Here is a 25183-nt window from a genome sequence, read left to right on the forward strand (position 1 = left end):
ATGTGTGTTTCGCACACTAAGCCCAATTTAAAGACCCGCAGCAACAACCATCAGGAGGCCCTCGGCATGGAAAAGTCCAGCATGTTTGATGGCGGCTCTGCTGTGGATAGTGAGACGAATGCGGGTGACATCGCTGTGAATGATAGCTCCTCTGAAAACCAGCCTCGGCCGTTGACAGAGTGGGCAGATGACCTTTCGGGGTTGTTTGAAGCCGTCGATCAGGACTGGCAGGAGCAAGCTCTGTGTGCCCAGACCGATCCAGAAGCTTTCTTCCCTGAGAAGGGTGGATCCACTCGCGAAGCAAAGCGTATTTGTCGTGCTTGTGGTGTGCGAGATGAATGCCTGGAGTTTGCTCTCGAGCATGATGAGCGCTTCGGTATTTGGGGTGGCCTCTCTGAGCGTGAGCGCCGCCGTTTGAAGCGGCAGATTGGCTAGGGCAGCCGGGTCTGCATTTTATCCCTCGCTCGACCTCGCAGTTTCCCCTTGGGTAATACCCTGGGGGATTTTTCGGTGAACGAGTTTTTCCTGCTCTCTAGGGTTAATAGACGAAAATATGTCCGCTCAGCATGTCGCTGGGTGGGCCCTTTTGTCGCTTAGTTCTTAATGCGAGTTACTGACTGCGTTTATGACAAAAATCGCCCGAAAAATGGCCTGAAAGTGTCATAAACTTGCACAGTTTCACATTTGCAGCCCGTATTCACGCGTGCAGCCGGTAATTTATGGGGCCTGACCAGTTACTATCTTGAGAATCACAGACACTTTTTGTCTATATACCCGGTTTCTAGGGAGCTCCTTAGGAGAAAGCTTTCTACAGGAAGTTCTCGTTGAAACTAGGGTCCACCTCAACCGGGTCAATGCCCAGATATACCGCTACCAGGCGGGTCAGTACATATTGCAGCATCTGGTCCAGTTCCACTCGGCCCGAGACACGGCGCTCAATGGGGCGGCGGAACACTACTACGCAGGGGCGGGTGGGGTTGCCTACGCGGTCAATGCCAGCGGGGATAAGCCGTCCCAGCGGTACAGGTCCGTCAGCGACAATCTCTTCCGGGAAATACATGTCCGGGCGCAACTGCATGCGAGGAATCGTGTCGATGGCGATGTCCAGGTGTGACAGTTGCCGGGACCAGCGCTGATCCAATGGGGCGTAGGCGTCAATAACCGCCTGGTCAAAAGCTTCTGAACGGCTCTTCCAGCGGGGTACCTCCGGCGGCAACAGAGGACCCCGAGGTCCGCGACCGCGTCGCAGTGAGCGTCGCAAAGAGCGCGGAGTATAAGCCGATGAATTCATATTTGTTGAGCTTAATCGGTCGGATCGTCAACGTGGGTGAGGCCAGCTTCCGGCCATGTCGCAGGTTTACTGGGTAAGGCTGGGGTGCCCCGGGGGAGCGTCGGAAAGCGAAAAACGCCCGAGTGGGAGAAAAACTATCGAAACTTAAAGTTAGGGTCTAGACTTTGATGCCGTGAGTGTTTTTAGACGTTGTTGCCGGCCCGGCTGTGGCAAACCTGCCGTAGCTACGTTGACGTATGCCTACGCGGAGTCGACGGCTGTGGTGGGTCCGCTCGCCGCCGCGTCCGAACCGCATAGCTGGGATCTCTGTGAGAAGCACGCGCGTTCTATCACCGCACCGCTGGGGTGGGAGCTCGTTCGTTACGACGTGCCGACGCCCGCCCAGGACGATGATGATTTGACCGCACTGGCGGAAGCCGTCCGTGAAGCTGGCCGCAACGCGACTGGCCTGGTGCTGCGGGATGAGGTCGACAACCGTCCGCAAACCTACAAGATTGATTCCAGCCGCCACCCGTCGACGCGGAAATCCGCGCGCGGTCACCTGCATGTAGTTCGCGATCCGGAGGATTCGGACGACTAACGGGTCGGGCGCCGTGCCCCAGCTCATGCCATCTTGCCGCGGCATTTCTTTGTGAGAGCCTCTCTGTGGCTAGTATCATTTTTCACAAAACTGATACTTACCCAGAGAGGTTTTTCGTGGGCACTTACAATCGTTCCGATTTGGATGCCGTCATCAAGGCCTATGACGTGCGCGGTGTTGTCGGTGAGGGCATCGACGCGGATCTTGTCGGAGCCATCGGCGCCGCCTTCGGACACATCATGCGTTCAGAGGGCGCAACACGTGCCGTAGTTGGCCACGATATGCGTGAGTCCTCACCGGAGTTGGCGGCTAGTTTCGCCGACGGCGCGGCTGCACAGGAGCTCAACGTCACCCTGCTCGGCCTGACCTCTACGGACGAGCTGTATTTCGCCTCCGGAGTAAAGGAATGCCCGGGCGCGATGTTCACTGCCAGCCACAACCCGGCTGAATACAACGGCATCAAGATGTGCCGTTCGCTGGCACGTCCGATTGGGCAGGAGACAGGGCTTGCTCAGATTAAGGATCTGCTTGTCGACGGAATCCCGGAGTACACCGGCACTCCGGGTGAAATTGATCACGAGGATGTTCTGCAGGATTACGCGGCGTTCCTCCATGGGCTGGTCGACATCCGCTCCGGCCGTCGTCTGAAGGTCGCAGTCGATGCCGGTAACGGTATGGGAGGACTGACAGTCCCGGCAGTGCTCGGAGAAGACATGGATGTTGCTGACCTCTACTTTGAGCTCGACGGCAACTTCCCGAATCACGAGGCCAACCCATTGGAACCCGCCAACCTCGTTGACCTGCAGAAGTTCACGGTGGAGCAGGGCGCAGACATCGGTATTGCCTTCGATGGCGACGCTGACCGCTGCTTCGTCGTCGACGAGAAGGGCAACCCGGTCAGCCCATCGGCCATCTGTGCGTTGGTGGCCACCCGCTACCTGGAGCAGAACCCGGGCGCGGCTATCATCCATAACCTGATTACCTCACACGTCGTGCCGGAGATGATTGTGGAAAACGGCGGAACCCCGGTTCGTACCCGTGTTGGGCACTCCTTTATTAAGGCGCAAATGGCCGAGCACAGTGCTGTTTTTGGTGGCGAGCATTCGGCGCACTACTACTTCAAGGAATTCTTCAACGCTGACTCCGGCATGCTCGCCGCCATGCATGTCCTGGCCGCACTGGCAGAGCAGGATAAGCCACTGAGCGAATTCATGGCCGAGTACAACCGCTACGAGGCCTCCGGCGAGATTAATTCCCGCCTGGGCAGCGCAGAGGAGCAGCAGGCAAAGCAGAAGGAAATCGAGACTGCCTTTGCCGATCGCACCGAGTCCTCGGACTGGATGGATGGCCTGACCATTGAGCTGGCGGACTCCAAGGCGTGGTTCAACGTCCGGGCCTCCAATACGGAGCCGCTGCTGCGTCTGAACGTCGAGGCGCCGACGCGTGCTGAGGTCGATGCGCTTGTCGACGAAGTTCTCGGCATCATCCGCGGTTAATCAACCCCACACGCCCGTTTTCAGGCATGCTTGGGAGTATGACCTCGTCATTCGACTCCTCCCATAACCCGCGCCAAGAGGCCCTGTTCTATCGTATGGCCACTGCCGGTGCAGGTCTCAGAGCTGCTGCTTCCGCGACTCGCGGGGGTGCGTTTGCTCAACTTTCACTGCCGCGCAGTGCGGTCATCCTCGTGGGAAATCGTCGGGCGCAGCTCGCTGCCGAATCCGTGCGCGCGCTTGCCGACGATATCCGCTGTCCGGTGGTAATTGCGCATCAGTTGCCCAGTTATGTCGGTGCCCTCGACTTGGTCATCGTCTGTGACGACAACCCCGGCAGCCCACTGGGGGCAGCTCTGGCTGAAGCTGATAGGCGAGGTGCTGCCACGGTCGTGGTGGATCCCGGTGAAGGGCCACTGCGTGCCGCCGGTAGCCCCGATACGGTTGTGGTTCCGCGCCCGGCGATGGCGGAGTCCGCGTCCTTTACCGCCTATGTCGGTGCCATCGCCAGCGCGCTCACCGAATGCGGTGCCACCACCCTGGCTCCGGCCGGGGTAGTGGAGGAAGTCGCTGATGCGGTGGACGCCGATATTGCCGCCTGTGCTCCGCAGCGAGATGAAACAGTTAACCCCGCGCGGCAGGTAGCGCAGTGGGTGGCAGGCCGCAGAATGCTTGCAGTGTCGACGACCTCGGCGCTGGCGCCGGTAGCGGAACTGGCATCGTTACAGATGCTTGAGGCAGGCGTGGTCTCGGCAGCGTCGTCGATAAGCGAATTGTCTCTTAGTGTGGGCGCGTTGCTCGCTGCAGAACCCCAGGAAAGCCGCGATATTTTCTATGACCCGTTTATTGATGGTGGGGATGAAGGGGCGACAGTGCTACCGTTGGGGGCGATTGTTTTAGCTGCGCCGAACAATGTGGGCCACTACCGGGACCACTACGGCGAGGTTGGATGGGCTCGTGTGGAGTGCCCTGCGCTCGATGCGGAGACTCATCATCCATTGGTTGAAGTATGTGTTGCTGCAGCCAGAGTTGGTGCGATTGCGGCGTTTTCTGCGTAATCGCCGGGTGTCACCGAAGGCTTTTGGGCCTTCGGTGAGATTGGCGTGCTCGCGCCAGAAGTGACTATTAGAGGAGTGATACGGGCATGGAGCTGTTGGACCCCGTGCTGCAGTCGTACCCCTGGGGGTCTCGTACACATTTGGCGAGAATCACCGGTGCGGACGCTCCCACATCGAAGCCCTGGGCGGAACTGTGGTTTGGTGCGCATGCACTGGCATCGGCCACGGTGGCCGGCACGCCGCTGGATGAGCTCATTGCGCAGGATCCGGCAGCTGCGCTCGGATATGCAATTGACACCGACAACGGCAGGCTGCCGTTCCTGTTGAAGCTGCTCGCAGCCGATGAGCCGTTATCGCTGCAGGCACACCCCACCTTGGCAGAAGCTCAGGAGGGATTTGCACGCGAAAATGCGGAGGGCATTCCGGCCACTGCACATTTCCGAAATTACCGGGACAACAACCACAAGCCGGAACTTATTGTCGCCCTGACTACCTTCGACGCGTTGGCCGGATTCCGCCCGGTGGAGCGCACGAAGGAGTTGCTCGCGACGCTGGCGGTACCGGAGCTCGACCATTACATGGGACTGCTCGATGCCGCCGATGACGAGAGTGCTCTGCGGGCATTGTTTACAACGTGGTTGACGTTGCCCCAGGATGTCCTCGATGAGCTGGTCGAGGCCGTGGCTGCCAAGTGCGCGGATTACAGTGGCGATGACGAGGAGTTCTCGCGAGTAGCCGAGACCACTTGCGAATTGGCTCGAAAGTATCCGGGGGACCCGGGAGTCCTGGGGTCGATGCTGCTTAATCGCCTTCGCTTACAGCCGGGCGAAGCCATCTACCTTGGTGCTGGACAGCTGCATGCTTACCTCAATGGCATGGGCGTGGAAATCATGGCCAACTCCGACAACGTGCTGCGCGGAGGGCTGACCTCTAAGCACGTCGATGTCGTGGAGCTACTGCGCGTGCTCTCTTTCCGACCGCTGCCAGATCCGGTGCTGCAGTCGCGGCTGACCGATGATGGCTGGAATGACTATGACGCGCCGGTGCGCGAGTTTCGCCTTCGTTCGCGGGATCTGGAGCCGGGCGAACATGTTCTGCTCGACGAAGAATCCGCCACGGTTGTGTTGTCTACAGCGGGCACGGTGGCGTTGCGTCACGACGACTCCGTGGTTGAGGTTCCCAGCGGCCATGCGGCCTGGGTTCCGGCTGTCGACGCAGTCGATATTGAGCTGACTGCGCGCCAAGACGGGGCAACCGTCTTTGTCGCGACCGTCCCGCGGGTGGGTTAGTCCTCGTCGTTATCGAAGAGATTTCCCAGGAATCCGGAGTCCTTCGGCTTTTCCGGGATTGGGGAAATCTTGCTATTGCTAGCCCCATTGCCGCCAGTGGTGTCCTTCTCCGTCGAAGGGGTCTGGTCCTTCGGAGGTGTCGGCTCCTTCGGGGATGTCGGCTCCTTCGAAGGAGTCTTCTGAGGAGTCTCGGACGGAGTTGTGGTTTGCGTACCCGACTGGGACTGCGCCTGCGATGAAGGCGGCTTCGGCTCAGCTGCTGCACCACCATCGCCTTCCGGAAGACTGTCGTTCGGCTTTTCCGAGTTATCTTCCGGTAGCAGTGGCACCGGCTTGCTGGGCGTCGGCGAAGAAACGTCGTCAGAGGTGGGCTCTGTGGTCTCCGTGGTCGTCGGAGGTGTCGATGTCGTCGACGTCGGAGTTGTCGCACTTGAGCTTGTGGAAGTCGGGGGGATGTACGCCTGCGGTGGCAGGTACGGATCCTCAACGATCTCGGTGCTCGATGACGTGGTCGGACGAGATACTAGACTGTCGTTCGTCTCAGTCAGCGAGGAATCTGAATTCGGTTCAGTGGTCTGCTGCAGCTCGGCATCACTAGGAACTGGAGGCAGTGGAGCAGAGGTCTCCATTTCCGACTGAGAGCCGGCGTTTTCCGGATTTGCACCCTTGGCGGCATTGCTATCGGAGCAGCCTACGAGCGAAGCGCTCAGGGGAAGGGCTGCAAGCAGAAGAGCTCCAAAAGCCTTCTTCACCATGGTAGGTACTCCTTTCGTGTCATGCGTGAGGTCGCCCTGTAACGAAAAAGATAACAGTTGCATTACGAGGTCTGGGAACTAACTTAACATGCCCGTTATCTTCTCTCTAGGGTGAAAATTGTGTTGAAGGGATTAAATATGTCTCTCGAACTGTAAAAGTGACGAAAAGTCGGGTAGAACTTCGGTAAGGCCACATGCGGTTTTCCGGCTAGCGGTACGTGCAGGCGACAGCTTTTAGGTCGGCGGCCAGATTACCGTGGGCTCGTCGAAAAGCGCTCTTTGGAAAGCGCTCGTCGATAGGCGAAAACTGGCTATTGGTTCGAAGCGCGAAAGGAGCGTGGCCACCTATCATGTCCATCTGGGATACTGAGATTTTTGGTAGCGATTCGGTCATTGAACTCTTCGATGAGGTTCAGGATCTCGACTCACAGGATCGTGTTGGTGCATTGATTGATGCTGGCCGCATTGGGGTGGATTCCGAAAATAGCGATGAGAAAGCATGCGCACTCGCGGCGGCTGTGATCATTGCAATTTGGAATGGTGCGCCATTTAGCGGCGGTGACATTGTGGAGGACTACAGCTTCATCCGGGAGGGAATCTCCGAGGCGCACGGCAGCGAGGAAGATGCGTTGGCTATCGCATCCGAGGTCTTCGATAGTCTTCTGGGGGAACTCAGTGAGTCTGACCAGGCGGCGCTGGAAAACTGCGTCGAAGCGGTAGAGTAACTCTCGCGTCCCCAGTAGTAATTCTTTAAGAAGAATCTCACGTCAAAGAATCTAGAGAAAGCGTTACATGTCCTCGAAGAACATTGATTTCAAGGTTGCAGACCTCTCCCTGGCTGAGGCCGGTCGTCACCAGATTCGTCTGGCTGAGCACGAGATGCCAGGTCTAATGGCGCTGCGCGAAGAGTACGCGGAGCAGCAGCCACTGGCCGGTGCCCGTATTTCCGGCTCCATTCACATGACGGTTCAAACCGCAGTGCTCATCGAGACGTTGACGGCGCTGGGCGCACAGGTCCGCTGGGCCTCGTGCAACATCTTCTCCACTCAGGATGAGGCCGCTGCGGCAGTCGTCGTTGGGCGAAACGGCACTCCGGAGGACCCGCAGGGTGTTCCGGTTTTCGCTTGGAAGGGCGAGACACTGGAAGAGTACTGGTGGTGCCTCGACCGCATCTTCGACTGGGGCGATGAAGATGCCAACATGATTCTGGACGACGGCGGCGACGCCACCATGGCTGTCATTAAGGGCATGGAATTCGAGGATGCTGGCCTGGTGCCGCCTGCAGAAGAGTCGGATTCGGATGAGTTTATTGCCTTCAAGGACATGCTTCGCGCCAGCCTGGAGAAGGATGCCGGCCGTTGGCACCGAATTGCAGAGTCGGTCAAGGGTGTCACAGAGGAGACCACCACTGGTGTCCACCGCCTCTACCACTTCGCAGAGCAGGGAGTGCTGCCATTCCCGGCCATGAACGTCAACGATGCGGTCACCAAGTCCAAGTTCGATAACAAGTACGGCACCCGTCACAGCCTTCTGGACGGCATCAACCGCGGTACCGACATGCTGGTTGGCGGCAAGAACGTACTGGTCTGTGGCTACGGTGACGTGGGTAAGGGATGCGCAGAGGCACTGGCTGGCCAGGGCGCTCGCGTTCAGGTCACCGAGGCCGACCCGATTAACGCATTGCAGGCATTGATGGACGGTTTCGACGTTGTCGCTACTGAGAGCGTCATCGCAGATGTCGACATTGTCATCACCGCCACAGGCAACAAGGACGTCATTACTTTCGAGCACATGCAGCAGATGAAGAACCACGCGCTGCTGGGCAACATCGGGCACTTCGACAACGAGATTGACATGCATAGCCTGCACCATCGCGATGATGTCCGTCGTGTGGAGATCAAGCCGCAGGTCACCGAGTACATCTTTCCGCATGCAGACGGCGAAGAGCGCTCTCTGATCGTGCTTTCCGAGGGGCGTTTGCTCAACCTGGGCAATGCCACCGGACATCCGTCCTTCGTAATGTCGAACTCCTTCGCCGACCAGACGATCGCGCAGATTGAGCTCTACTGCAACGGTGATAAGTACGACAACTCTGTCCATCGTCTGCCGAAGATTCTGGATGAGAAGGTCGCTCGCATTCACGTCGAGGCACTTGGCGGCGAGCTCACCCGGCTGTCCAAGGAACAGGCCGAATACATCGGCGTTGATGTCGAGGGCCCGTATAAGCCAGAGCACTACCGCTACTAGTTCTAAGCAAGGCTAGGCCGTAGCCATGTGTGCGAGGAGAAAAATTTGATTATCGCAGTCGAAGGAATCGACGGTGCTGGCAAGAACACGCTTGTCACAGCTGTTACCAATCAACTCCGAAGTCAAGGGCACTCCGTTTCATCGATGACCTTTCCGGCGTACCGGCAGACAATCTTCGCTGATTTCGCCGATCAAGCCTTGCACGGTCAGCTCGGCGACACCGCGGACTCCGCTTGGGCAATGGCACTCCTGTTCGCTCTGGACCGCAAAGAACGTCGTGAAGCGATTGTTGATGCAGCGCGCGAGAACGATGTTCTGATTATCGACCGCTACGTCGCGTCCAACGCGGCCTACTCCCTGGCTCGCACACAGGATTCGGCGATCGTTGAGTGGATTGAGAAGACCGAATTCGGAGATTTCCAGCTTCCGCTTCCCGACGTTCAGGTCTGTCTGGCCACGTCGGTGGGAGTGGCAGCCGACCGCGCACGCAATCGGGAAGCCGCTGATGTGCAGCGAACTAGGGATACCTACGAAAAGGACTCGGGTTTGCAGGAGCGCACGCTGGCGGCGTACCAGAAGTTCGCGGGGGGCTCGTGGCAGTCACCATGGTTGATGCTTACGGGGGATGATGGGGCGGACCGTCTTGTGGAATGGATCAGTGCACGCCTGCGCTAGCCACCTCAACCGGAAACTACAGAACTAGATAGCTTTACGTTTAGAATATGACGCATGAGCTCAAAAATCCTGGTTGTTGATGATGATCCGGCCATCGCCGAAATGCTCACGATGGTGATGGAGCGCGAGGGCTTCGACACAGTAGTAGTCGACGATGGCCTCGAAGCTGTCAAGGCAGCAGAGCGGGAGAATCCAGATTTGATTCTGCTGGATCTCATGTTGCCGGGCATGGGTGGTGTCGATGTCTGTCGCACTGTGCGAGAGACATCGGCGGTGCCGATCATCATGTTGACTGCGAAGACCGACACGGTCGATGTGGTCCTCGGCCTGGAATCCGGTGCGGATGACTATGTCACGAAGCCCTTTAAGCCGAAGGAGCTCGTGGCGCGTGTGCGCGCTCGGCTGCGTCGTCAAGAAGACAGCCCGAGTGAGACTCTCGAGGTCGGCGACTTGACCATCGACGTGCCCGGTCACGCCGTGTTCCGTGATGGCAAGGAGATTTCTCTGACCCCGTTGGAGTTTGACCTATTGCACACTCTTGCTTCCCGTCCGAAGCAGGTCTTTTCCCGTGATGAGTTGTTGGAAAAGGTCTGGGGATATCAGCACACCTCGGATACCCGACTCGTCAACGTTCACGTTCAGCGTCTGCGCTCGAAGATTGAATTGGATCCGGAAAACCCCCAGATTGTGCTGACCGTCCGCGGTGTCGGGTACAAGACGGGTGACTAATCAAGGTCAGTCAGCTTTAGTGGGAGCCGATTCTTGCGTCGATTAATAACGAAGCTTCGAGACTTCACCAATAGGGGAGTGACCTGGGCGGTTACACTCTGGCGCACGTCTATTCAAGCGCGCATTCTGACCTCTGTGGTGGTACTGAGCGCGATGGTGATTGCGGTACTCGGTTTCGCGTTGGCGACTATTGTTACCCAGCGGCTTATCGACGCAAAGGTTACCGCTGCCGACGAGGAAATTGACCGTGCTCGCGCAGTGGTGGAGCGGGCGATTGAGAACTCTTCGTCCAACGAGCTGCAAGCTCTGCTCAACGTGGGGCGCGATGCCCTTGTGAACCGTGCAGCCGGTTCCGGTGCTGCACCATTGACAAGTTATGAACCACTGCTCGTGGCGCCGGTGCCGCGAGGCACGGTGTTGGCTTCATCGCCGATTAAGGCTGATGTCCCAGAACGATTGCATGAAGTAGTCCGACAAGGGCAAATTGCGTATCAGGTACGCCAAGTCACTGATAACCGCGGCGATACGTACTCGGCGTTAATTATCGGTAGTCCCACTTCTACCTCGGTTGATGGGCTCGAGCTCTATCTGGTCACCTCTATGGCCGCAGAGGAATCGACTATTAAGTTGGTTCGTGGTCTGCTCGCCGGTGCGACAGTAATCATCATGGCGCTTCTCGGTGGTATTACTTGGTTCTTCTCCAATCAGGTGACGACACCAGTGCGTTCCGCTGCCCAGATTGCCCAGCGCTTTGCCGACGGGCACTTGCGCGAACGCATGGTCGTGCAAGGTGAAGATGACATGGCGCGACTGGCAATGAGCTTTAACAAGATGGCCGAATCGCTGTCCACGCAGATTAGACAGTTGGAGGAATACGGCAGTCTGCAGCGACAGTTCACCTCCGATGTTTCGCATGAGTTGAGGACACCTCTGACCACGGTGCGTATGGCGGCCGATCTTATTGCGGACGGCGCTGAGGACCTTGATCCGGCGACTCGCCGCGCAGCTGAGCTGATGAATGAGGAGCTTGAGCGTTTTGAGATGCTTCTCAATGACCTGCTTGAGATCTCACGCCACGATGCCGGCGTTGCCGACCTGTCCGCAGAAAAGGTCGATGTTCGTCGCTGCGTGGATGCTGCCTATCAGCAGGTAACAGTCGTGGCTAAGGAGACCGGTACGCCCATCCGCTTCCATCTGCCCGATGAACCGGTAATGGCGACAGTCGACTCGCGTCGTATCGAGCGCGTGCTACGCAATCTTATGGCCAACGCTGTTGACCACAGTGAGGGCAATCCGGTGGATGTCACCGTGCGGGCGAGCGATTCCGCGGTTTCGTTTACGGTCGTTGACCACGGTGTGGGGCTAAAGCCGGAGCAGCAGGAACTGGTGTTTAACCGTTTCTGGCGTGCTGACCCCTCGCGTGTCCGACGCACCGGCGGTACGGGACTTGGCTTGGCGATCGCACGCGAGGACGCACAATTGCACGGTGGGGAACTAGAGGCATTTGGCGTGCCGACGGTCGGTAGCTGTTTCCGTCTGACTGTGCCGCTGGAGCCCGATGCGAGCTTCGGCGAGCATCCGCTCGGACTGGAAGTTCCCCCGCTGCCCGATCAGATTCCGCACCAGCGGGAAATTGGTGCACGGGAGTTGGAATCGGAATCGAATGCACCGCAAGCCAAGAGCCAGGATCAGGGTAAGGGGCAGAGGGCTAGCGATAGCGAATCCCAACAGGCACGAGAGGAGGATAGTTAAATGACGGCGCAGCAACAGTCAAAGGCTCGTCGCGTCCTGCGTAAGACAGTGGCGCTTAGCTCGGTGATCATTTTGGGCACGGCCGCAGGATGTACCACCATTCCGCGGAACACCAGCCCCCAGGTGCTGCGTCCGTTTGAGCCGCCCCAGGTTCGTATTGAAGTTCCGCAGCCACGTCCGAATGTCAATGCAGACATTGTCCTGCGCGACTTTTTCGCCGCGGCCGCGCATCCGGTTGATGATTTTCAAGCTATGCGTGCCTTCATGACCCCGGAACTTGCGGCCAGTTGGAAACCGCAAGATAGCGCCCGCATTCTCGACGGTGTCAACCTCATCGCTCAGCGGGAAGATGGAGGATCGCGACAGTCCTTCGTTGCCCGAGGTCGCAGCGTTGGTCAATTCGGTACTGATGGTGCGTATGAGCCCCAGTCCGGTGACTATGAGGAAACCGTGGAGATGAAGCTCGGTTCGGATGGGCAGTGGCGCATTTCCTCGCTGCCCGACGGAGTTGTCATGGAGCGTCAGGCATTCCTGGAAAACAATGTGCCTCGCAATGTCTATTTCCTCGACCCGGCGGGTAATCATTTGGTCACAGATCGCCGTTGGCTCTATCGTGGCGTCACCGATGGCGCGACCAATCTGTTGACGAAGCTGAAGAACGGCCCATCAGCACCACTGCGGCCGGGCGTCACCACCGTGCTCAAGCCCAATGCCTCGATTGCGGTGGAAGCAGGACCTGTGTCCAACGCGGACGGTCGCAGGGTCGAAATCACCGGGTTGGGTGATGTTTCCGAGGAACTGCGTGTCATGCTCGCGGCGCAGATTATCTGGACTCTCGACTCGGCAGATTTCCGTGGTCCGTGGATCCTCATGGCCGACGGCGAACCACTAGTTGCCAGCCACGACGAGCCGTGGACGAAGGACACCGACACAATCCAGCTCTACGACCCGAATCATCTACCGGCTGATAACGCACCGTTACGGACGGTCGACCGCAGCGGTATCTACGAGATCGCTGACGGCCACGCCACACCTGTGGGACGCGGCTGGACCGCCAGCGGCAGCACTGCGGTGTTTTCCGCGGCAGTGGGCACCAACCCCAATGGCAGCGAGCTTATTGCCGCCGTGTTCCGCTCGGCCGTGGATGGTCGTGCTGGGTCGTATGACCTCGGGGAGTCCACATTGATGCTCGGCGGAATACAAGATCAGCCGGTTCCTGTGCTGACTGGCGAGAGTCTCACCCGTCCGACATGGTCTCCAGACGCCGAGGCGGTCTGGACAGTGAAGGACGGTACAACAGTCGTACGCCTGGTTCGGCAGTCGACGTCATCTCAGATTCAGCAGGAGGAGGTTGATACCTCTGAGCTCAGCCACCTTCTTGACGGCGGCGAAGGAACGGGGCGCCCGAGCGCCGGCATTTCTGAATTCCGCGTCGATTCTTCAGGCACGCAGGTAGCGATGATTATCGCTGGTGAAGTCTATATCGCCACAATCGAAAGGCATGACGATAAACCGTGGAAGTTGACGCACCCGCGCGCTCTGCCGCTCCCTGAAAACGTTTCCCCAGTGTCGCTGACGTGGTCGCCGAATCAAACGGTCACGGTGGGCGGTTACAGCGGAGACACCCCGATGTGGAGTGCCTTCCCGGACGGTGCGACTAGCTCCGTTCTGCCGAAGCTCAACCTGACACCGCCAATTCCTGTAGTTACCGCGACCTCGTCGAAGCGTTACGCATTGGATGCCACCGGTGTCATGGAGCTGATCTCCAGCGAGGGGCAGCAGCAGTTCTGGCGCCAGGTTCCGGGTGCGCGCGGTCGAATGGCTCCGGTGTCTGTGGAATAAGCGCAAATCGGGGAGGGGATTAATGGCGCAGGGGAGGTCATCGCAGGAATTTCTGCGCGTGCTTTACGACGTTACCCGCGATGCAATCGGCCTCGTGATACCGGAAACCTGTCCGGTGTGCGGCTGCTCCGGGGCGCTGTGTCGCGGTTGCAAGGACGATCTTCAGCAACCTCCAGTGCGGTTTTCACCGCGGGCTTCGTTACGCGCAGCAGCGTGGACCTGCGGTCCGTACTCGGGTGCGAGGAGACATCTCATTTTGTCGGCCAAAGAACGGGGCAGTGGTGAAGCTAGACGAATCATGGGGGCCGTGTTCGCCGCTGCGGTACGAAGGCTGGCCTCTGATGGCCATATAATGCCCCCGGAAATTACCCCCGTCATTTTGATTCCCGCGCCGACAAGATCGTCATCCCGTCGACAACGGGGTGGGGACCCGGTAACAATTGCCTGCGACTTTGCTTGCAGTCAGCTCCCCTCCAGTTCGGTATTGCCCCTGGTGCGCATTGGCGGGCGCACGCGGGATTCCGCGGAGCTGGGGGCTTCTCAACGCAGACGAAATCTTTCTGGCCACATTGTGCCGCTGACGCAATTCAAGCGCGGAATTAGCGACAAGCTGCGACAACGCTGTGCGAAGGCGACAGTAATTCTGGTTGATGATGTGGCCACCACTGGTGCCACTGCAGCGGAAACCGAGTTGGTGGCAGCGTCATTGGGGATTCGCATCGACATGGTGTTGGTGCTCGCCCGGGCGTAGACGCAGGGGGTGTCGTCGGCAAGCGAAAAATAAACGAGGGGAACGTGGCATTGGTTACCCCCGGAACTGTATCCTGGGGGTGCAGAAAGACTCGTCACCGTAGACGCCGTGAGTAATCCCGCTCACGGAAGGGCGGTGGCCATACCGGGAGGTAGGTAGCAAGTGTCCACACCTGCTGACAACAACGAGGTACTCAGCCCGAACGCTCAGGTGACCATCACCGGGCGCAATGTTGAGGTTCCAGAGCACTTCGCAGATCGTGTTAAGGCGAAGCTGGCGAAGATTGAGCGCCTCGACCCGACTTTGACCTTCTTCCACGTGGAGCTCCAGCACGAGCCGAATCCGCGCCGTGCAGACCGCTCTGACCGTATTCAGATCACCGCTACTGGCAAGGGACACCTGGCTCGTGCGGAAGCGAAGGAAGATAGCTTCTACGCTGCACTGGAGTCTGCTCTGGGCAAGATGGAGCGCTCCCTGCGTAAGGTGAAGGCTCGCCGCAAGATTAGCCGTTCTGGCCACCGTGCACCGATGTCCGTCGGCGAGGCAACTGCTTCGCTGGTTGCAGAGGCTGAGGCAGCGGCTCCGGAAAAGGCTGATCCGTACGAGGATCTGGTTGAGGACGTGACCCCGGGCCAGGTTGTGCGTACCAAGCAGCACTCCGCAACTCCGATGACGGTGGAAGATGCTCTGTCTGAGATGGAGCTCGTCGGTCACGACTTCTACCTCTTCGTTAACGAGGCAACCTCTCGTCCGTCCGTGGTCTACCGTCGTCACGCGTACGACTACGGTCTGATTGAGCTGGCAGACGAAGACGAGAAGTAAGTCTTCACCAAAAAGAGCACGCAATACCGCGCAGAGCTGTGTATTGGTAAGTAATTGCTCACATGAGCCCGTCTTCTCTTAGAAGGGAAGGCGGGTTCGTCGTATAATCAACCGTTGCACATTAAAGTTCGACGTGAATCGGCCGGAAAGGTCCCAATTTAGTGTTTTCGCTCAGCAAGTTGCTCCGCATTGGTGAAGGCCGCGCTGTCAAGAGGCTTGGCAATATTGCAGATCAGGTCATCGCCAAGGAAGACGAGTACGCAGCTCTTTCAGACGATGAACTCCGTGCCAAGACCGAGGAGTTTAAGAAGCAGCTGGCTGACGGTGCCGATGTAGACGATTTGCTTCTGGATGCTTTCGCCACGGCGCGCGAGGCATCCTGGCGCGTGCTGGGGCAGAAGCACTACCGCGTCCAGGTTATGGGCGGTGCGGCACTGCACTTCGGCAACGTTGCCGAGATGGGTACTGGTGAAGGTAAGACCCTGACCTGTGTGCTGCCCGCATACCTCAATGCGTTGGCAGGCAAGGGCGTTCATGTCGTTACGGTTAATGACTACCTGGCTAAGCGTGACGCGGAGTGGATGGGTCGAGTCCACCGCTTCCTGGGGCTTGAGACTTCCGTGATTCTCTCTGAGCTCAGCCCGGATCAGCGCCGCAAGGCCTATGCTGCCGACATCACCTACGGCACGAACAACGAGTTCGGCTTTGACTACCTGCGCGATAACATGGCGCATTCGCTCGACGATTTGGTGCAGCGTGGGCACCACTTCGCCATCGTCGATGAGGTTGACTCGATTCTGATTGACGAGGCCCGTACTCCGTTAATCATTTCCGGTCCGGCAGATGGCGATCCGCACTGGTACCTGGCGTTCTCCAAGATTGTGCCGCGTATGAAGCGCGATATTCACTACGAAGTCGATGAGCGAAAGCGCACCATCGGTATTCGTGAAGAGGGTGTTGAATTCGTTGAGGATCAGCTGGGCATTGCCAACCTGTATGCTCCGGAAAACTCTTCGCTGGTCAGTTACCTGAACAATGCCCTGAAGGCCAAGGAGCTGTTCACCCGCGACAAGGATTACATTATCCGTAATGGTGAGATTCTCATCGTTGATGAGTTCACCGGTCGCGTGCTGGCAGGCCGTCGCTATAACGAGGGCATGCACCAGGCAATTGAGGCCAAGGAAGGGGTGGAGATTAAAAACGAGAACCAGACGCTGGCAACCGTTACGCTCCAGAACTACTTCCGCCTCTACGACAAGCTGTCCGGTATGACCGGTACGGCTGAGACTGAAGCGGCTGAGCTGCACCAGATTTACAAGCTGAATGTCATGGCGATTCCGCCGAATCGCCCGAAGCAGCGTGAGGATCTGCCCGACCTGATTTACAAGACGCAGGAGGCAAAGTTCGCCGCTGTTGTCGAAGACATCCGCGAATGCCATGAAAAGGGGCAGCCAGTTCTCGTTGGTACGACGTCAGTCGAGAAATCCGAGTACCTTTCCAAGCTCCTGCAGCGCGAAGGTATTCCTCACTCTGTGCTGAACGCTAAGCACCACGAGAAGGAAGCTGAGATTGTCGCAGTGGCGGGTCGTCTCGGAGGCGTTACCGTGGCAACTAACATGGCCGGTCGTGGTACTGACATCGTGCTGGGCGGTAACCCGGACATTATCGCTGACCTGAATCTGCGCTCTCGTGGTCTGGACCCGGTGGAAACTCCGGAAGAGTACGAAGAGGCGTGGGACGCTGAGATTGAGCGTGTTCGTCAGCAGTCGAAGGAAGAAGCTGACAAGGTACGTGAGGCCGGTGGCCTCTACGTCCTGGGTACTGAGCGTCATGAGTCACGCCGCATTGACAACCAGTTGCGTGGTCGTACCGGTCGTCAGGGTGACCCGGGCGTTACCCGCTTTTACCTGTCCATGCGCGATGATCTCATGGTTCGCTTCAACGGTCAGCGCATGGAAGCGCTGATGAACACTCTGAATGTCCCGGATGACGTTCCTATTGACTCCAAGGTTGTTTCCAACTCCATTAAGAGCGTTCAGGCTCAGGTGGAAAGCCAGAACTTCGAAATCCGTAAGAATGTTCTGAAGTATGACGAGGTTATGAACCAGCAGCGTAAGGTCATCTACGCTGAGCGCCGTCGCATCCTCGAAGGTGAGGATTTGAAGACTCAGGTCCGTGACATGCAGGACGACGTCGTCGATGCGTATGTCAACGGTGCCACCGCTGACGGTTACGTGGAGGATTGGGACCTCGACGAGCTGTGGAATGCCCTTGAGCAGCTCTACAGCCCGACGTTTACGGCGCAAGAGCTTATTGATGGCTCTGACTTCGGTACCCCAGGTGACCTCTCGGCCGATGAGCTGTCCAAGGCTCTGCACACGGACATCTCGGCCAGCTACGACCAGCTTGAGGATGCGGTCTCCGCAATTGGCGGCGACGACCAGATGCGCAACATCGAGCGCTTCACCATCCTGAACGTCATGGACCAGAAGTGGCGCGAGCACCTCTACGAGATGGACTACCTCAAGGAGGGCATTGGCTTGCGCGCCATGGCCCAGGCTGACCCGCTGGTGGAGTACCAGCGTGAGGGCTACGACATGTTCACCGCGATGATGGACGGCATCAAGGAAGAATCGGTTCGTCAGCTGTTCCTAATCCGTAAGCAGGTTATGCCCGCAGTGGAAAACGCCGAGGGGCAGGAGAACCAGGCTCCAGCTCTGCCAACGGAAGCTGCTGAGCAGAATCAGCAGATGACTTACTCCGGCCCCAGCGAGGACGGCAGTGCAGAGCAGCAGCGCGTGGATCAAGAGTCTGAGGGCAACCGAGCGCAGCGTCGGAAGGCGGCTCGCAAGCGCCGTCGCTAAGCACTAAAGCACCCGAAACGCGGTCATGGTCCATGGCCGCGTTTTTGCTGTTCCGCGGCGGAAAGTGCCCGTGAACGCGCGAACGCGCGGACCGACACGGCAACTACCCAGGAACTCGACCTTCTTGCCGTCCGCGGAAGCGCTGGCGTGAAAGGATTGCAACGCGACACCCTTGAGGCTGGTGTTTTTCGACAGCGTGAGTATCGCAGCGTGAATAATCGGGTCGATATTGATGCGACGTAGATCGTTGACTCGCCTGCGACCCGCGATGATGTCGAAGACGCGGCGAGTAATCGTGCCAAGCTCCTGTCTCAGATTCTGTTCACAGTGCTGGACGACGTGCGGTGTTTGCGGCGTCTTTTTTGCAGCAGGAGCGGCCGCGACGGGCGGTAATGCCGTCATGACAGCGGCTCCGGTGGCAGCCGAGCATCCGCTGTAGGTCGGTGCCACTTTTGCGGTTTGAGAGGCGGCGGCATTAGCTGACTGGCCGAGTTGAATTGTGTGGAGAAGCGAAAAGCCCGTTGCCGGTTCAATGGATTCCCTGCCACTGGAGCGGTGCTCAGCGGCGTGCGACAGCGCGTAAGGCATCGGTGTCTGAGATTTTGGTACGTGAGACGTTGGTGCCATGGATTAATCCCCCTAAAAACTCTCCATTGGCAAGTTCCCCCTTGCTGAAGACCATTGTCCTACAAGTGCTTTAAGTGTGCAGCTTGTGAAGGGGAATTCACGGCCGGCGTGGGGGGATTGTGGAGAAGGCGCAGTCGCGAAATGGGCTGAGTGTTTCGCTGTTAATGGTCCTATCGGTTTCCGTCAAGGCCGTTCTGGTCGTCTACAAATGGGCGTAACGAACAGCCAATTAACACGCTGAACTGGAAAAAAGGCAAACGTGCAGGTCATGCGATAAACTACAGGCCATGCGCGGAATGATTATCGATTACTGTGGTGTCCTTGACGGCACGGATGAAGACCAGGCACGTTGGCGTAATTTGCTGGTAGAGGCGCGTGCAAATGGTGTTGGCCTGGCAGTCCTGTCGAATGACCCAGGTGGCCCATCGGCGGATCCGATTCGCAAGCTCGAAGATGAGGGCCTGGTAGACGCAGTTGTGCTCTCTGGTGAAATTGGCCATGAGAAGCCTTCGGCAGAGGCTTTTAATGCAGCCGCTGCGGCTATTGAACTGCCGGCACGGGACTGCGTGTTGGTAGATGATTCGATTGAGAACATCCATGCGGCCGTCTCTAACGGCATGGTGGGAGTCTTCTATCAGCAGTTCGACCGCGCAGTGGTCGAGATTGCCGGTCTGCTGGGTCTCGAGGGCGAGTTCTAATGCGCGTCTATATCCCAGCGACTTTCTCCATGCTTGAGGCGCTTAAGGAGGATGAGCTCTTCCACGCCCGCGGTGGTTGGGGCTTTGCTGTCACTGAAGCGCTGCGCGATTTCTTTACTGAGGGCGATGATGAGGAACTGGCAGACGTAGCCTTTGATGAGGCTGCGCGTGCGTCGCTCCGTCTGCTCGATGCCGCAGAAGAGAAGTTCCCGCACCGTCGAGTGGTCATTTCCGTTGATGTGGAGGCGGAGCCGCAGTCGGATATGGGAGATGCTGTGGTTAAGGTCGGCGGCCCAATTTCGCTTGCCGACGTTGCAGCTCTCCACATTGATGTGGAAGAGGCGGAAAGCAAGGTTGAGGCTGCGATTGATGCCGTCGATAAGGCAGATCTCGGTGACGAGGATGCGGAGCTCACTGTCGGCGATGCGCTGGAGATCCCGCTGGCGTGGTACGACGTAGCTGAGCTCGGCATGGTGGTCGACTTCCTGTAGTAGCGCGTGCTCGGCGTTAAAGAAGGGGACTGGGTTTAGGAACCCAGCCCCTTTTTTGTATGGCACAAGTGTTTTCAGTGGGGGTATAAAAGACGGGATTGTTTTGTGTGGATAAGCTCCATGTCAAAGGGGGTGTTTCGCACGGGAGTGGGGGTAATGACAATTTCGCTATTTGTGTCAAAATCATTTGTTTCTCTTGACCAATAACTTACCGCTCCGTAGTCTACGTCTAAGTAACCTACGGACACGTAATAATGAATCGGGTGGGGCATGCCTACTGATGAACAGCGTTATTACTTGTTCGCCCGTGACAGTCAGGAGGGCCAAAAATGGGGCTTAAGACCAAAGTTTCCCGGGTATTCAAGCATTTATCCACGCCACTTTTGCCCGATGATTACACGCATTTGCTAAATCCGCTGTGGTCAAGTCGCGAGCTGCGCGGTCAGATTGAGGCCATCAATCCCACATCTCCTACTTCAGCAGAGTTGATAATCCGTCCGGGTTGGGGGATGCCAACAGACTTCAAGCCAGGCCAGTTCATCGGACTTGGCGTAGAGGTCAAGGGGAAATACCTGTGGCGTTCCTACTCGCTGACAAATGCGCCGCGGCCTCATGACGGGCTGCTGACTATCAACATCCGTGCGCTAAACGACGGCTATGTGTCCCAACACCTCGTCGCCAATGTCAAGCCGGGTACTGTCGTCCGCCTGGCTGCCCCGGCTGGGGATTTCCATCTTCCGGAGCCGCTCCCAGCCCGCATTGCGTTTGTTACCGCAGGCTCCGGCGTAACTCCGGTGATTTCCATGCTGCGTGATCTTTCAGCTCGCAATGCCTCAGTGGAAGTCGAGCACATTCACTCCTACCGCGGCGAGGCAGAAGCTGTGTTTGTCAATGAGCTTCGCGAGCTGGAACAGTGCAGCGCTACTAGCGCGTTGAAGTATCGCCTGCATGCCCGGAATACGGAGACGCAGCCGCGGATTGACGCTGCGGCGGTTACCGACATCATTGCTGACTTTGGAGCGCTGGCATCGTCGGCAAGCGCCTACGCCTGTGGTCCGGTTGAACTGCTGAAAAACCTTGAGCCGGAGTTTCCCGGGCTGCGGACGGAACGTTTCACCGTTGACCGCTCGGCGGCAGGGGAGGTCGGCGGCACGGTGAGTTTAGGCAGCCGAGGCGATATCGACGTAGACGGTGCAACCACCATCCTGGAGGCGGCCGAGAGCGTCGGGGTTGACCTGCCGTACGGCTGTCGGATGGGAATTTGTGCGACGTGCGTGCAGCAGCTCTCCGACGGCGCAGCGCGGGACATCCGCACCGGTGCGACGTTTGTGGCGGGGGAGCGGGTCCGAACGTGCGTCTGTGCGCCGGCGGGGCACGCGCGTATCGAACTGTAAGTTCGCCCCACATCTATCTCAACCTGTATTAACCAGGAGAAACTACCTAAAGGAGTTGGGACCCTTCCCATGGCAATTTCTGATATCGCATCGTATGCGCACTTGAGCGAAGAAGACGTCGCAGAGATTGGGCGTCGATTTGCGGAAATCGAAAAGCAACACCGCGATTCGCTGGGGCAGAAGGATGCTCGCTACATCCGCACGCTCATCCGCATTCAACGCACCCTTGAGGTGACTGGTCGAGGTCTGCTGATGGTACCGACAGCCGGCATGGCCCTGAACAAACTAGGGATGCTGCCGAAGTCGTGGAAGAACACCGCGCACTGGGGTTTCAAATGGGCGGGTGCCTCAGCGCTGGGGCTGGCAAAGATTTTGGAAAACCTCGAAATCGGCCACAACACCATGCACGGTCAGTGGGACTGGATGAATGACCCCGAGATTCACTCGGCCACCTGGGAGTGGGACAATTCCTGCCCATCCAGCGGGTGGAAGCACTCCCACAACTTTGTCCACCACAAGTACACCAACGTGCTCGGTATGGACAACGATGTGGGATATGGCATTCTCCGGGTGACTCGTGACCGCCGTTGGAAGCCATCGACGCTGCTGCAGCCGGTGACAAACGTGGTGTTGGCCAGCCTTTTCCAATGGGCAGTGGCCTTCTATGACGTCGAGCTCGGGCGCGTGTTCGCCGGCAAGAAATCCTGGGATGAGGCCCGACCGCAGCTCATGGAGGTGCTCAACAAGTCGGGGCGCCAGGTGCTCAAGGACTACGTTCTCTTCCCGGCGATGGCGGGTCCGCGTTACCGTGAGGTGGCCTTTGCGAACATGATGGCCAACCTCGCCCGTAATCTTTGGGCCTACGCGGTCATCTTCTGCGGACACTTTCCGGATGATGCCGAGACTTTCACCAAGGAGCAGTACAACACCGAGGACAAGAGTGAGTGGTATTTGCGCCAAATGCTGGGCTCGGCGAACTTCCACGGTGGGCTGGCGCTGTCGGTGCTCTCAGGAAATCTGAATTACCAGATTGAGCACCACCTGTTCCCGGACATGCCGTCCAACAGGCTCGCGCAGATTTCGAAGCAGGTTCAGCAGATCTGCCGGGAATACGACCTGCCATACAACACGGGGTCGTTCCCGAAGCAGTTCTTCCAGGTCCAGCGCACGCTGCTGAAGTTGTCGCTGCCGGATCGTTTCTTAGTCGCTGACCCGGACAACGCCCCAGAGGTACGTTCGGAGACGGCGTTCAAGAAGTATCCGCAGGTTGAAGCGGAGCTCCAGTCCAGTTCCCCGCAACGCAAGGGCTTAGCGACGGGCCTGCGAATGCTCCGCCGTCTTCGCCCAGGTGTCCGGGAAATTGTCCGGGCCTACACCGGTCGCTCGACGCACACTGCTGCGCGCGGTTAGCCCTCGGCCCGCTTGCGAACCGCAGCCGCGACTGCTGGTTCGCGGTTCCATGGCATTGATTGCTTGTGGGGGAGCCGTAGCCAGGCGCGAATCATGGTCACGGTCAGCGTCGCAGTTGCACCAGCGAGGAAGAGTGCTAAGTAAGCCGAGGAATTCTGGCCGGTGAACTCCACGGTCACGATCAGTGCGAAAAGTGGGGCTGCCATGGACGCCGACAGGAAGGCCGCCGCGCCGAGAATCGCAAAGTCGCTCAGCGGAACTGAGGGCATCAATGGCTGTACGAAGCAGCCGACGATGAAACCGCTGAGCGCGCCAAGGGCAAAGCCGGGAGTCAAGAGACCACCGACGGCACCAGAACGGAAAGTAACGAGAACCGCGATAGCTTTCGCAATCAGCAGGATGACTGCAAAACCCAGCAGCGGGCGGTCCATGAGAACTGTGGTCGCAGCGATACGGCCATTGCCCAATACTTCTGGAACCCACAGTGAAATCACACCAACCAGTGTGAATGCGAGGGGGATGGCCCAGGCAGAGTGCCAGCCAGTCGGTGCTGTGTCCGACATTCGAGAGCTGAGAATGCGAAATGCGTAGCCAATGGCACCGCAGATAACACCGATGAGCAGTGCTGCCCCGAGGTTGCCCCAGCCGTCTGAGAGATTAATTGGGCTGTAGAGCGGGCTACTGCCGACCACGATGCCCGACGTCACCGTGGCGATGGCTGAACACGCCAGCACCACCATCACCGCGGTAATGCTCAGTGAGCCCAGCAGAATCTCCAACGAGAAAACCGCTCCAGCCAACGGGATGTGATAAATCGCCCCCAGGCCGGCACCGGCTGCTGCTGCGACCAGAATACGGCGGTGTAGCGGATCGATGCGCAGTCGATGCGACATCTGTGAAGCCACCATCGCACCGAGCTCACGCGGGGCATTCTCGCGTCCCATGGATGCACCTGCAGCGACGGTCGCCATCTGCAAAAACACATTGACAAGAGTTGACCACACAGGCATGGGGCGGCCGTGCATGCCCGCTTCAACGCTTTCAACAGGCTTCGCCTTTGTGCGAAGAGCTGCCCAGATTGGTCCTGCAATCAGCCCCGCCAACACAATTCCGACAAAGCGCTGTAAACCAGTGGTGCCATCGGTTACGACCGCTACGTCACCCTCGTGCTGCCCGTAGACCGCGTACTCGATGCCGTGCATGATCAGCGCGAGCCCGGCAGCTCCGAGCCCCGTCGCAAGACCCACGATAAGCGTGTAGATGCACAGCCGAATCCAACTGCCGGGAGCGGGGTAGAGTCCGGAGCCCGCTTTGTCCGACTCAGCACCAGCCGCGGCTTCAGAGGGCGTCTCCACAGAATCGGTGTGGCTAGTCTCTTTCAATGTCCAGCTCCCAGTCCTCGTTGTCGCTGATGGCGCTCAACAGGCGACGCACGGCCATCGCTCGACGGTGCTGAACTCCCTCCAGCTTGTCGAGGGCGCACTCTGGATCCGCGGGCGGCCCCAAATGGGTGCAACCACGTGGGCATTCATCTGTCGCTGCCTGGATATCTGGAAACGCCGCCAGCAGCGTCTCCGGTGTCACATGAGCCAGACCAAAGGAACGAATGCCCGGGGTATCAATAATCCACGACGCCGCATCGTCATCGCTTTCCGACGGCAACATCAGCGCCACCGACTGCGTGGAGGTATGGCGGCCCTTACCCACACCACTAACTTCGCCGGTCTCACGGTTGGCTTCGGGAACAATCCGGTTGACGAGGGTCGATTTCCCCACGCCGGAATGCCCAACCAAAGCTGTCACTCGTCCTGGGGCATCGATGAGTTCTGACAGAGGAGCCAAGTCATCATTAATACCGCAGACAACGACATCCACTCCGAGTGCCGAGAACTCCCCGGCAAATTCCTCTGGGTCGGCCAGATCGGATTTAGTCAGACAGAGCACGGGGCGGACACCGCCGGCGTAGGCCGCGACCAGCGCGCGTTCGACAAAACCGGTGCGAGGTTCAGGATCGGCGACTGCGCACACAATGAGCAGCAGGCTGGCATTGGCCACGACGATGCGCTCATACGGGTCATTGTCATCGGCGGTGCGACGCAAAACCGTGCTGCGCTCTGCCAGCTTGACGATGCGGGCCAGTGTGCCCGCACGGCCGCTGACATCGCCTACGACACCGACACGGTCACCGACAACGATATTGGTGCGGCCGAGCTCGCGGGCACGCATGCATGTCACTGCAACATCAGGGTTGTTATCGAGGACTACACCCCAACGACCACGATCCTTGGTCACCACCATGCCCCAGTGGGCATCGGCGTGGCGGGGGCGATCCTTCGTCCGTGGTCGCGACCCTTTACCGGGGCGGATGCGTACATCGGACTCGTCCCATTGCCGTCCACGCCTGCGTGCCGCCAC

Annotated in this window: 23 protein-coding genes; 18 read left to right on the forward strand and 5 right to left on the reverse strand. The window is 58.5% G+C overall.

Annotated features, from left to right (window positions below; genetic code table 11):
* The first annotated feature begins 66 nt into the window (after positions 1-66).
* Positions 67-435, forward strand: coding sequence for a WhiB family transcriptional regulator (locus tag EGX79_02820; GenBank protein ID AYX81211.1), 369 nt, complete (start codon positions 67-69; stop codon positions 433-435).
* Positions 436-808: 373 nt separating this feature from the next.
* On the opposite strand, the gene EGX79_02825 is transcribed toward EGX79_02820, so the two are convergent.
* Positions 809-1291 (reverse strand): metallopeptidase family protein, encoded by a 483-nt coding sequence (locus tag EGX79_02825; protein AYX81212.1) that lies wholly within the window; start codon positions 1289-1291, stop codon positions 809-811.
* A 172-nt stretch (positions 1292-1463) separates the two neighbouring features.
* Here EGX79_02825 and EGX79_02830 point away from each other — a divergent pair, with 172 nt between their 5' ends.
* The 4 genes from EGX79_02830 to manA all read left to right on the forward strand — a co-directional run bounded on the left by EGX79_02830 (position 1464) and on the right by manA (position 5711).
* Complete coding sequence (locus tag EGX79_02830) at positions 1464-1871, forward strand: DUF3499 domain-containing protein (protein AYX81213.1); 408 nt, start codon at positions 1464-1466, stop codon at positions 1869-1871.
* Positions 1872-1987: 116 nt separating this feature from the next.
* Positions 1988-3367, forward strand: coding sequence for a phosphomannomutase/phosphoglucomutase (locus tag EGX79_02835; protein AYX82695.1), 1380 nt, complete (start codon positions 1988-1990; stop codon positions 3365-3367).
* A 38-nt stretch (positions 3368-3405) separates the two neighbouring features.
* Positions 3406-4422: a hypothetical protein gene (locus tag EGX79_02840; protein ID AYX81214.1), complete on the forward strand. Its 1017-nt coding sequence runs from the start codon at positions 3406-3408 to the stop codon at positions 4420-4422.
* Positions 4423-4508: 86 nt separating this feature from the next.
* Complete coding sequence (gene manA, locus EGX79_02845; GenBank protein ID AYX81215.1) at positions 4509-5711, forward strand: mannose-6-phosphate isomerase, class I; 1203 nt, start codon at positions 4509-4511, stop codon at positions 5709-5711.
* Here the strand turns inward: manA and EGX79_02850 are convergent.
* A complete protein-coding gene (locus EGX79_02850) occupies positions 5708-6466 on the reverse strand; it encodes a hypothetical protein (protein ID AYX81216.1) in 759 nt (252 codons plus the stop codon). The genes manA and EGX79_02850 overlap by 4 nt on opposite strands.
* A 350-nt stretch (positions 6467-6816) precedes the next feature.
* Between EGX79_02850 and EGX79_02855 the strand changes: the two genes are divergently transcribed.
* The 9 genes from EGX79_02855 (at position 6817) to secA (ending at position 18148) form a co-directional block, all read left to right on the forward strand.
* Positions 6817-7191 carry a DUF4259 domain-containing protein gene (locus EGX79_02855; protein ID AYX81217.1) on the forward strand — a complete coding sequence of 125 codons (375 nt, stop codon included), beginning with the start codon at positions 6817-6819 and terminating at the stop codon, positions 7189-7191.
* 67 nt (positions 7192-7258) lie between these two features.
* A complete protein-coding gene (locus EGX79_02860) occupies positions 7259-8713 on the forward strand; it encodes an adenosylhomocysteinase (protein AYX81218.1) in 1455 nt (484 codons plus the stop codon).
* A gap of 27 nt (positions 8714-8740) precedes the next feature.
* On the forward strand, positions 8741-9388 hold the full coding sequence (locus EGX79_02865; protein AYX81219.1) for a dTMP kinase: 648 nt from the start codon (positions 8741-8743) through the stop codon (positions 9386-9388).
* Between the two features lie 54 nt (positions 9389-9442).
* On the forward strand, positions 9443-10117 hold the full coding sequence (locus EGX79_02870) for a DNA-binding response regulator (protein ID AYX81220.1): 675 nt from the start codon (positions 9443-9445) through the stop codon (positions 10115-10117).
* A 33-nt stretch (positions 10118-10150) separates the two neighbouring features.
* Positions 10151-11869, forward strand: a complete 1719-nt coding sequence (locus EGX79_02875; GenBank protein ID AYX81221.1) for a sensor histidine kinase — start codon at positions 10151-10153, stop codon at positions 11867-11869.
* Entirely contained in the window at positions 11870-13711 is a 1842-nt protein-coding gene (locus EGX79_02880; protein AYX81222.1) for a hypothetical protein, read from the forward strand. It abuts the gene before it with no gap.
* 571 nt (positions 13712-14282) lie between these two features.
* Positions 14283-14462 (forward strand): hypothetical protein, encoded by a 180-nt coding sequence (locus EGX79_02885; GenBank protein ID AYX81223.1) that lies wholly within the window; start codon positions 14283-14285, stop codon positions 14460-14462.
* 162 nt (positions 14463-14624) lie between these two features.
* Positions 14625-15284, forward strand: coding sequence for a ribosome-associated translation inhibitor RaiA (gene raiA, locus EGX79_02890; GenBank protein AYX81224.1), 660 nt, complete (start codon positions 14625-14627; stop codon positions 15282-15284).
* 161 nt (positions 15285-15445) lie between these two features.
* A complete protein-coding gene (secA, locus tag EGX79_02895) occupies positions 15446-18148 on the forward strand; it encodes a preprotein translocase subunit SecA (GenBank protein AYX81225.1) in 2703 nt (900 codons plus the stop codon).
* Between the two features lie 3 nt (positions 18149-18151).
* Here the strand turns inward: secA and EGX79_02900 are convergent, their stop codons facing one another.
* The gene (locus tag EGX79_02900) at positions 18152-18775 is read right to left on the reverse strand and encodes a hypothetical protein (GenBank protein ID AYX81226.1); all 624 of its coding nucleotides are present in this window, start codon (positions 18773-18775) and stop codon (positions 18152-18154) included.
* Between the two features lie 296 nt (positions 18776-19071).
* Here EGX79_02900 and EGX79_02905 point away from each other — a divergent pair, with 296 nt between their 5' ends.
* The 4 genes from EGX79_02905 to EGX79_02920 all read left to right on the forward strand — a co-directional run bounded on the left by EGX79_02905 (position 19072) and on the right by EGX79_02920 (position 22768).
* Entirely contained in the window at positions 19072-19473 is a 402-nt protein-coding gene (locus tag EGX79_02905) for an HAD family hydrolase (GenBank protein AYX82696.1), read from the forward strand.
* Entirely contained in the window at positions 19473-19964 is a 492-nt protein-coding gene (locus EGX79_02910; protein AYX81227.1) for a hypothetical protein, read from the forward strand. Before EGX79_02905 ends, EGX79_02910 begins: the two co-directional genes overlap by 1 nt.
* A gap of 329 nt (positions 19965-20293) precedes the next feature.
* On the forward strand, positions 20294-21358 hold the full coding sequence (locus EGX79_02915; GenBank protein AYX81228.1) for an iron-sulfur cluster-binding domain-containing protein: 1065 nt from the start codon (positions 20294-20296) through the stop codon (positions 21356-21358).
* Between the two features lie 69 nt (positions 21359-21427).
* On the forward strand, positions 21428-22768 hold the full coding sequence (locus EGX79_02920; protein AYX81229.1) for an acyl-CoA desaturase: 1341 nt from the start codon (positions 21428-21430) through the stop codon (positions 22766-22768).
* Here the strand turns inward: EGX79_02920 and EGX79_02925 are convergent.
* Complete coding sequence (locus EGX79_02925) at positions 22765-24150, reverse strand: Cl- channel, voltage gated (GenBank protein AYX81230.1); 1386 nt, start codon at positions 24148-24150, stop codon at positions 22765-22767. The genes EGX79_02920 and EGX79_02925 overlap by 4 nt on opposite strands.
* Positions 24137-25183, reverse strand: a complete 1047-nt coding sequence (gene rsgA / locus EGX79_02930; protein ID AYX81231.1) for a ribosome small subunit-dependent GTPase A — start codon at positions 25181-25183, stop codon at positions 24137-24139. The genes EGX79_02925 and rsgA overlap by 14 nt, the downstream gene beginning before the upstream one ends.

Source organism: Corynebacterium jeikeium (assembly GCA_003955985.1).
Taxonomy (GTDB): domain Bacteria; phylum Actinomycetota; class Actinomycetes; order Mycobacteriales; family Mycobacteriaceae; genus Corynebacterium; species Corynebacterium jeikeium_D.

Bases quoted from the DNA above. Each gene is read 5' to 3' on its own strand.
- EGX79_02850 (AYX81216.1), bottom strand. From the start codon at position 6,466: ATGGTGAAGAAGGCTTTTGGAGCTCTTCTGCTTGCAGCCCTTCCCCTG.
- EGX79_02910 (AYX81227.1), top strand. From the start codon at position 19,473: ATGCGCGTCTATATCCCAGCGACTTTCTCCATGCTTGAGGCGCTTAAG.
- EGX79_02855 (AYX81217.1), top strand. From the start codon at position 6,817: ATGTCCATCTGGGATACTGAGATTTTTGGTAGCGATTCGGTCATTGAA.
- EGX79_02860 (AYX81218.1), top strand. From the start codon at position 7,259: ATGTCCTCGAAGAACATTGATTTCAAGGTTGCAGACCTCTCCCTGGCT.
- EGX79_02905 (AYX82696.1), top strand. From the start codon at position 19,072: ATGATTATCGATTACTGTGGTGTCCTTGACGGCACGGATGAAGACCAG.
- EGX79_02900 (AYX81226.1), bottom strand. From the start codon at position 18,775: ATGGCACCAACGTCTCACGTACCAAAATCTCAGACACCGATGCCTTAC.
- EGX79_02915 (AYX81228.1), top strand. From the start codon at position 20,294: ATGGGGCTTAAGACCAAAGTTTCCCGGGTATTCAAGCATTTATCCACG.
- EGX79_02920 (AYX81229.1), top strand. From the start codon at position 21,428: ATGGCAATTTCTGATATCGCATCGTATGCGCACTTGAGCGAAGAAGAC.
- manA (AYX81215.1), top strand. From the start codon at position 4,509: ATGGAGCTGTTGGACCCCGTGCTGCAGTCGTACCCCTGGGGGTCTCGT.
- EGX79_02880 (AYX81222.1), top strand. From the start codon at position 11,870: ATGACGGCGCAGCAACAGTCAAAGGCTCGTCGCGTCCTGCGTAAGACA.
- EGX79_02820 (AYX81211.1), top strand. From the start codon at position 67: ATGGAAAAGTCCAGCATGTTTGATGGCGGCTCTGCTGTGGATAGTGAG.
- EGX79_02825 (AYX81212.1), bottom strand. From the start codon at position 1,291: ATGAATTCATCGGCTTATACTCCGCGCTCTTTGCGACGCTCACTGCGA.
- EGX79_02870 (AYX81220.1), top strand. From the start codon at position 9,443: ATGAGCTCAAAAATCCTGGTTGTTGATGATGATCCGGCCATCGCCGAA.
- EGX79_02840 (AYX81214.1), top strand. From the start codon at position 3,406: ATGACCTCGTCATTCGACTCCTCCCATAACCCGCGCCAAGAGGCCCTG.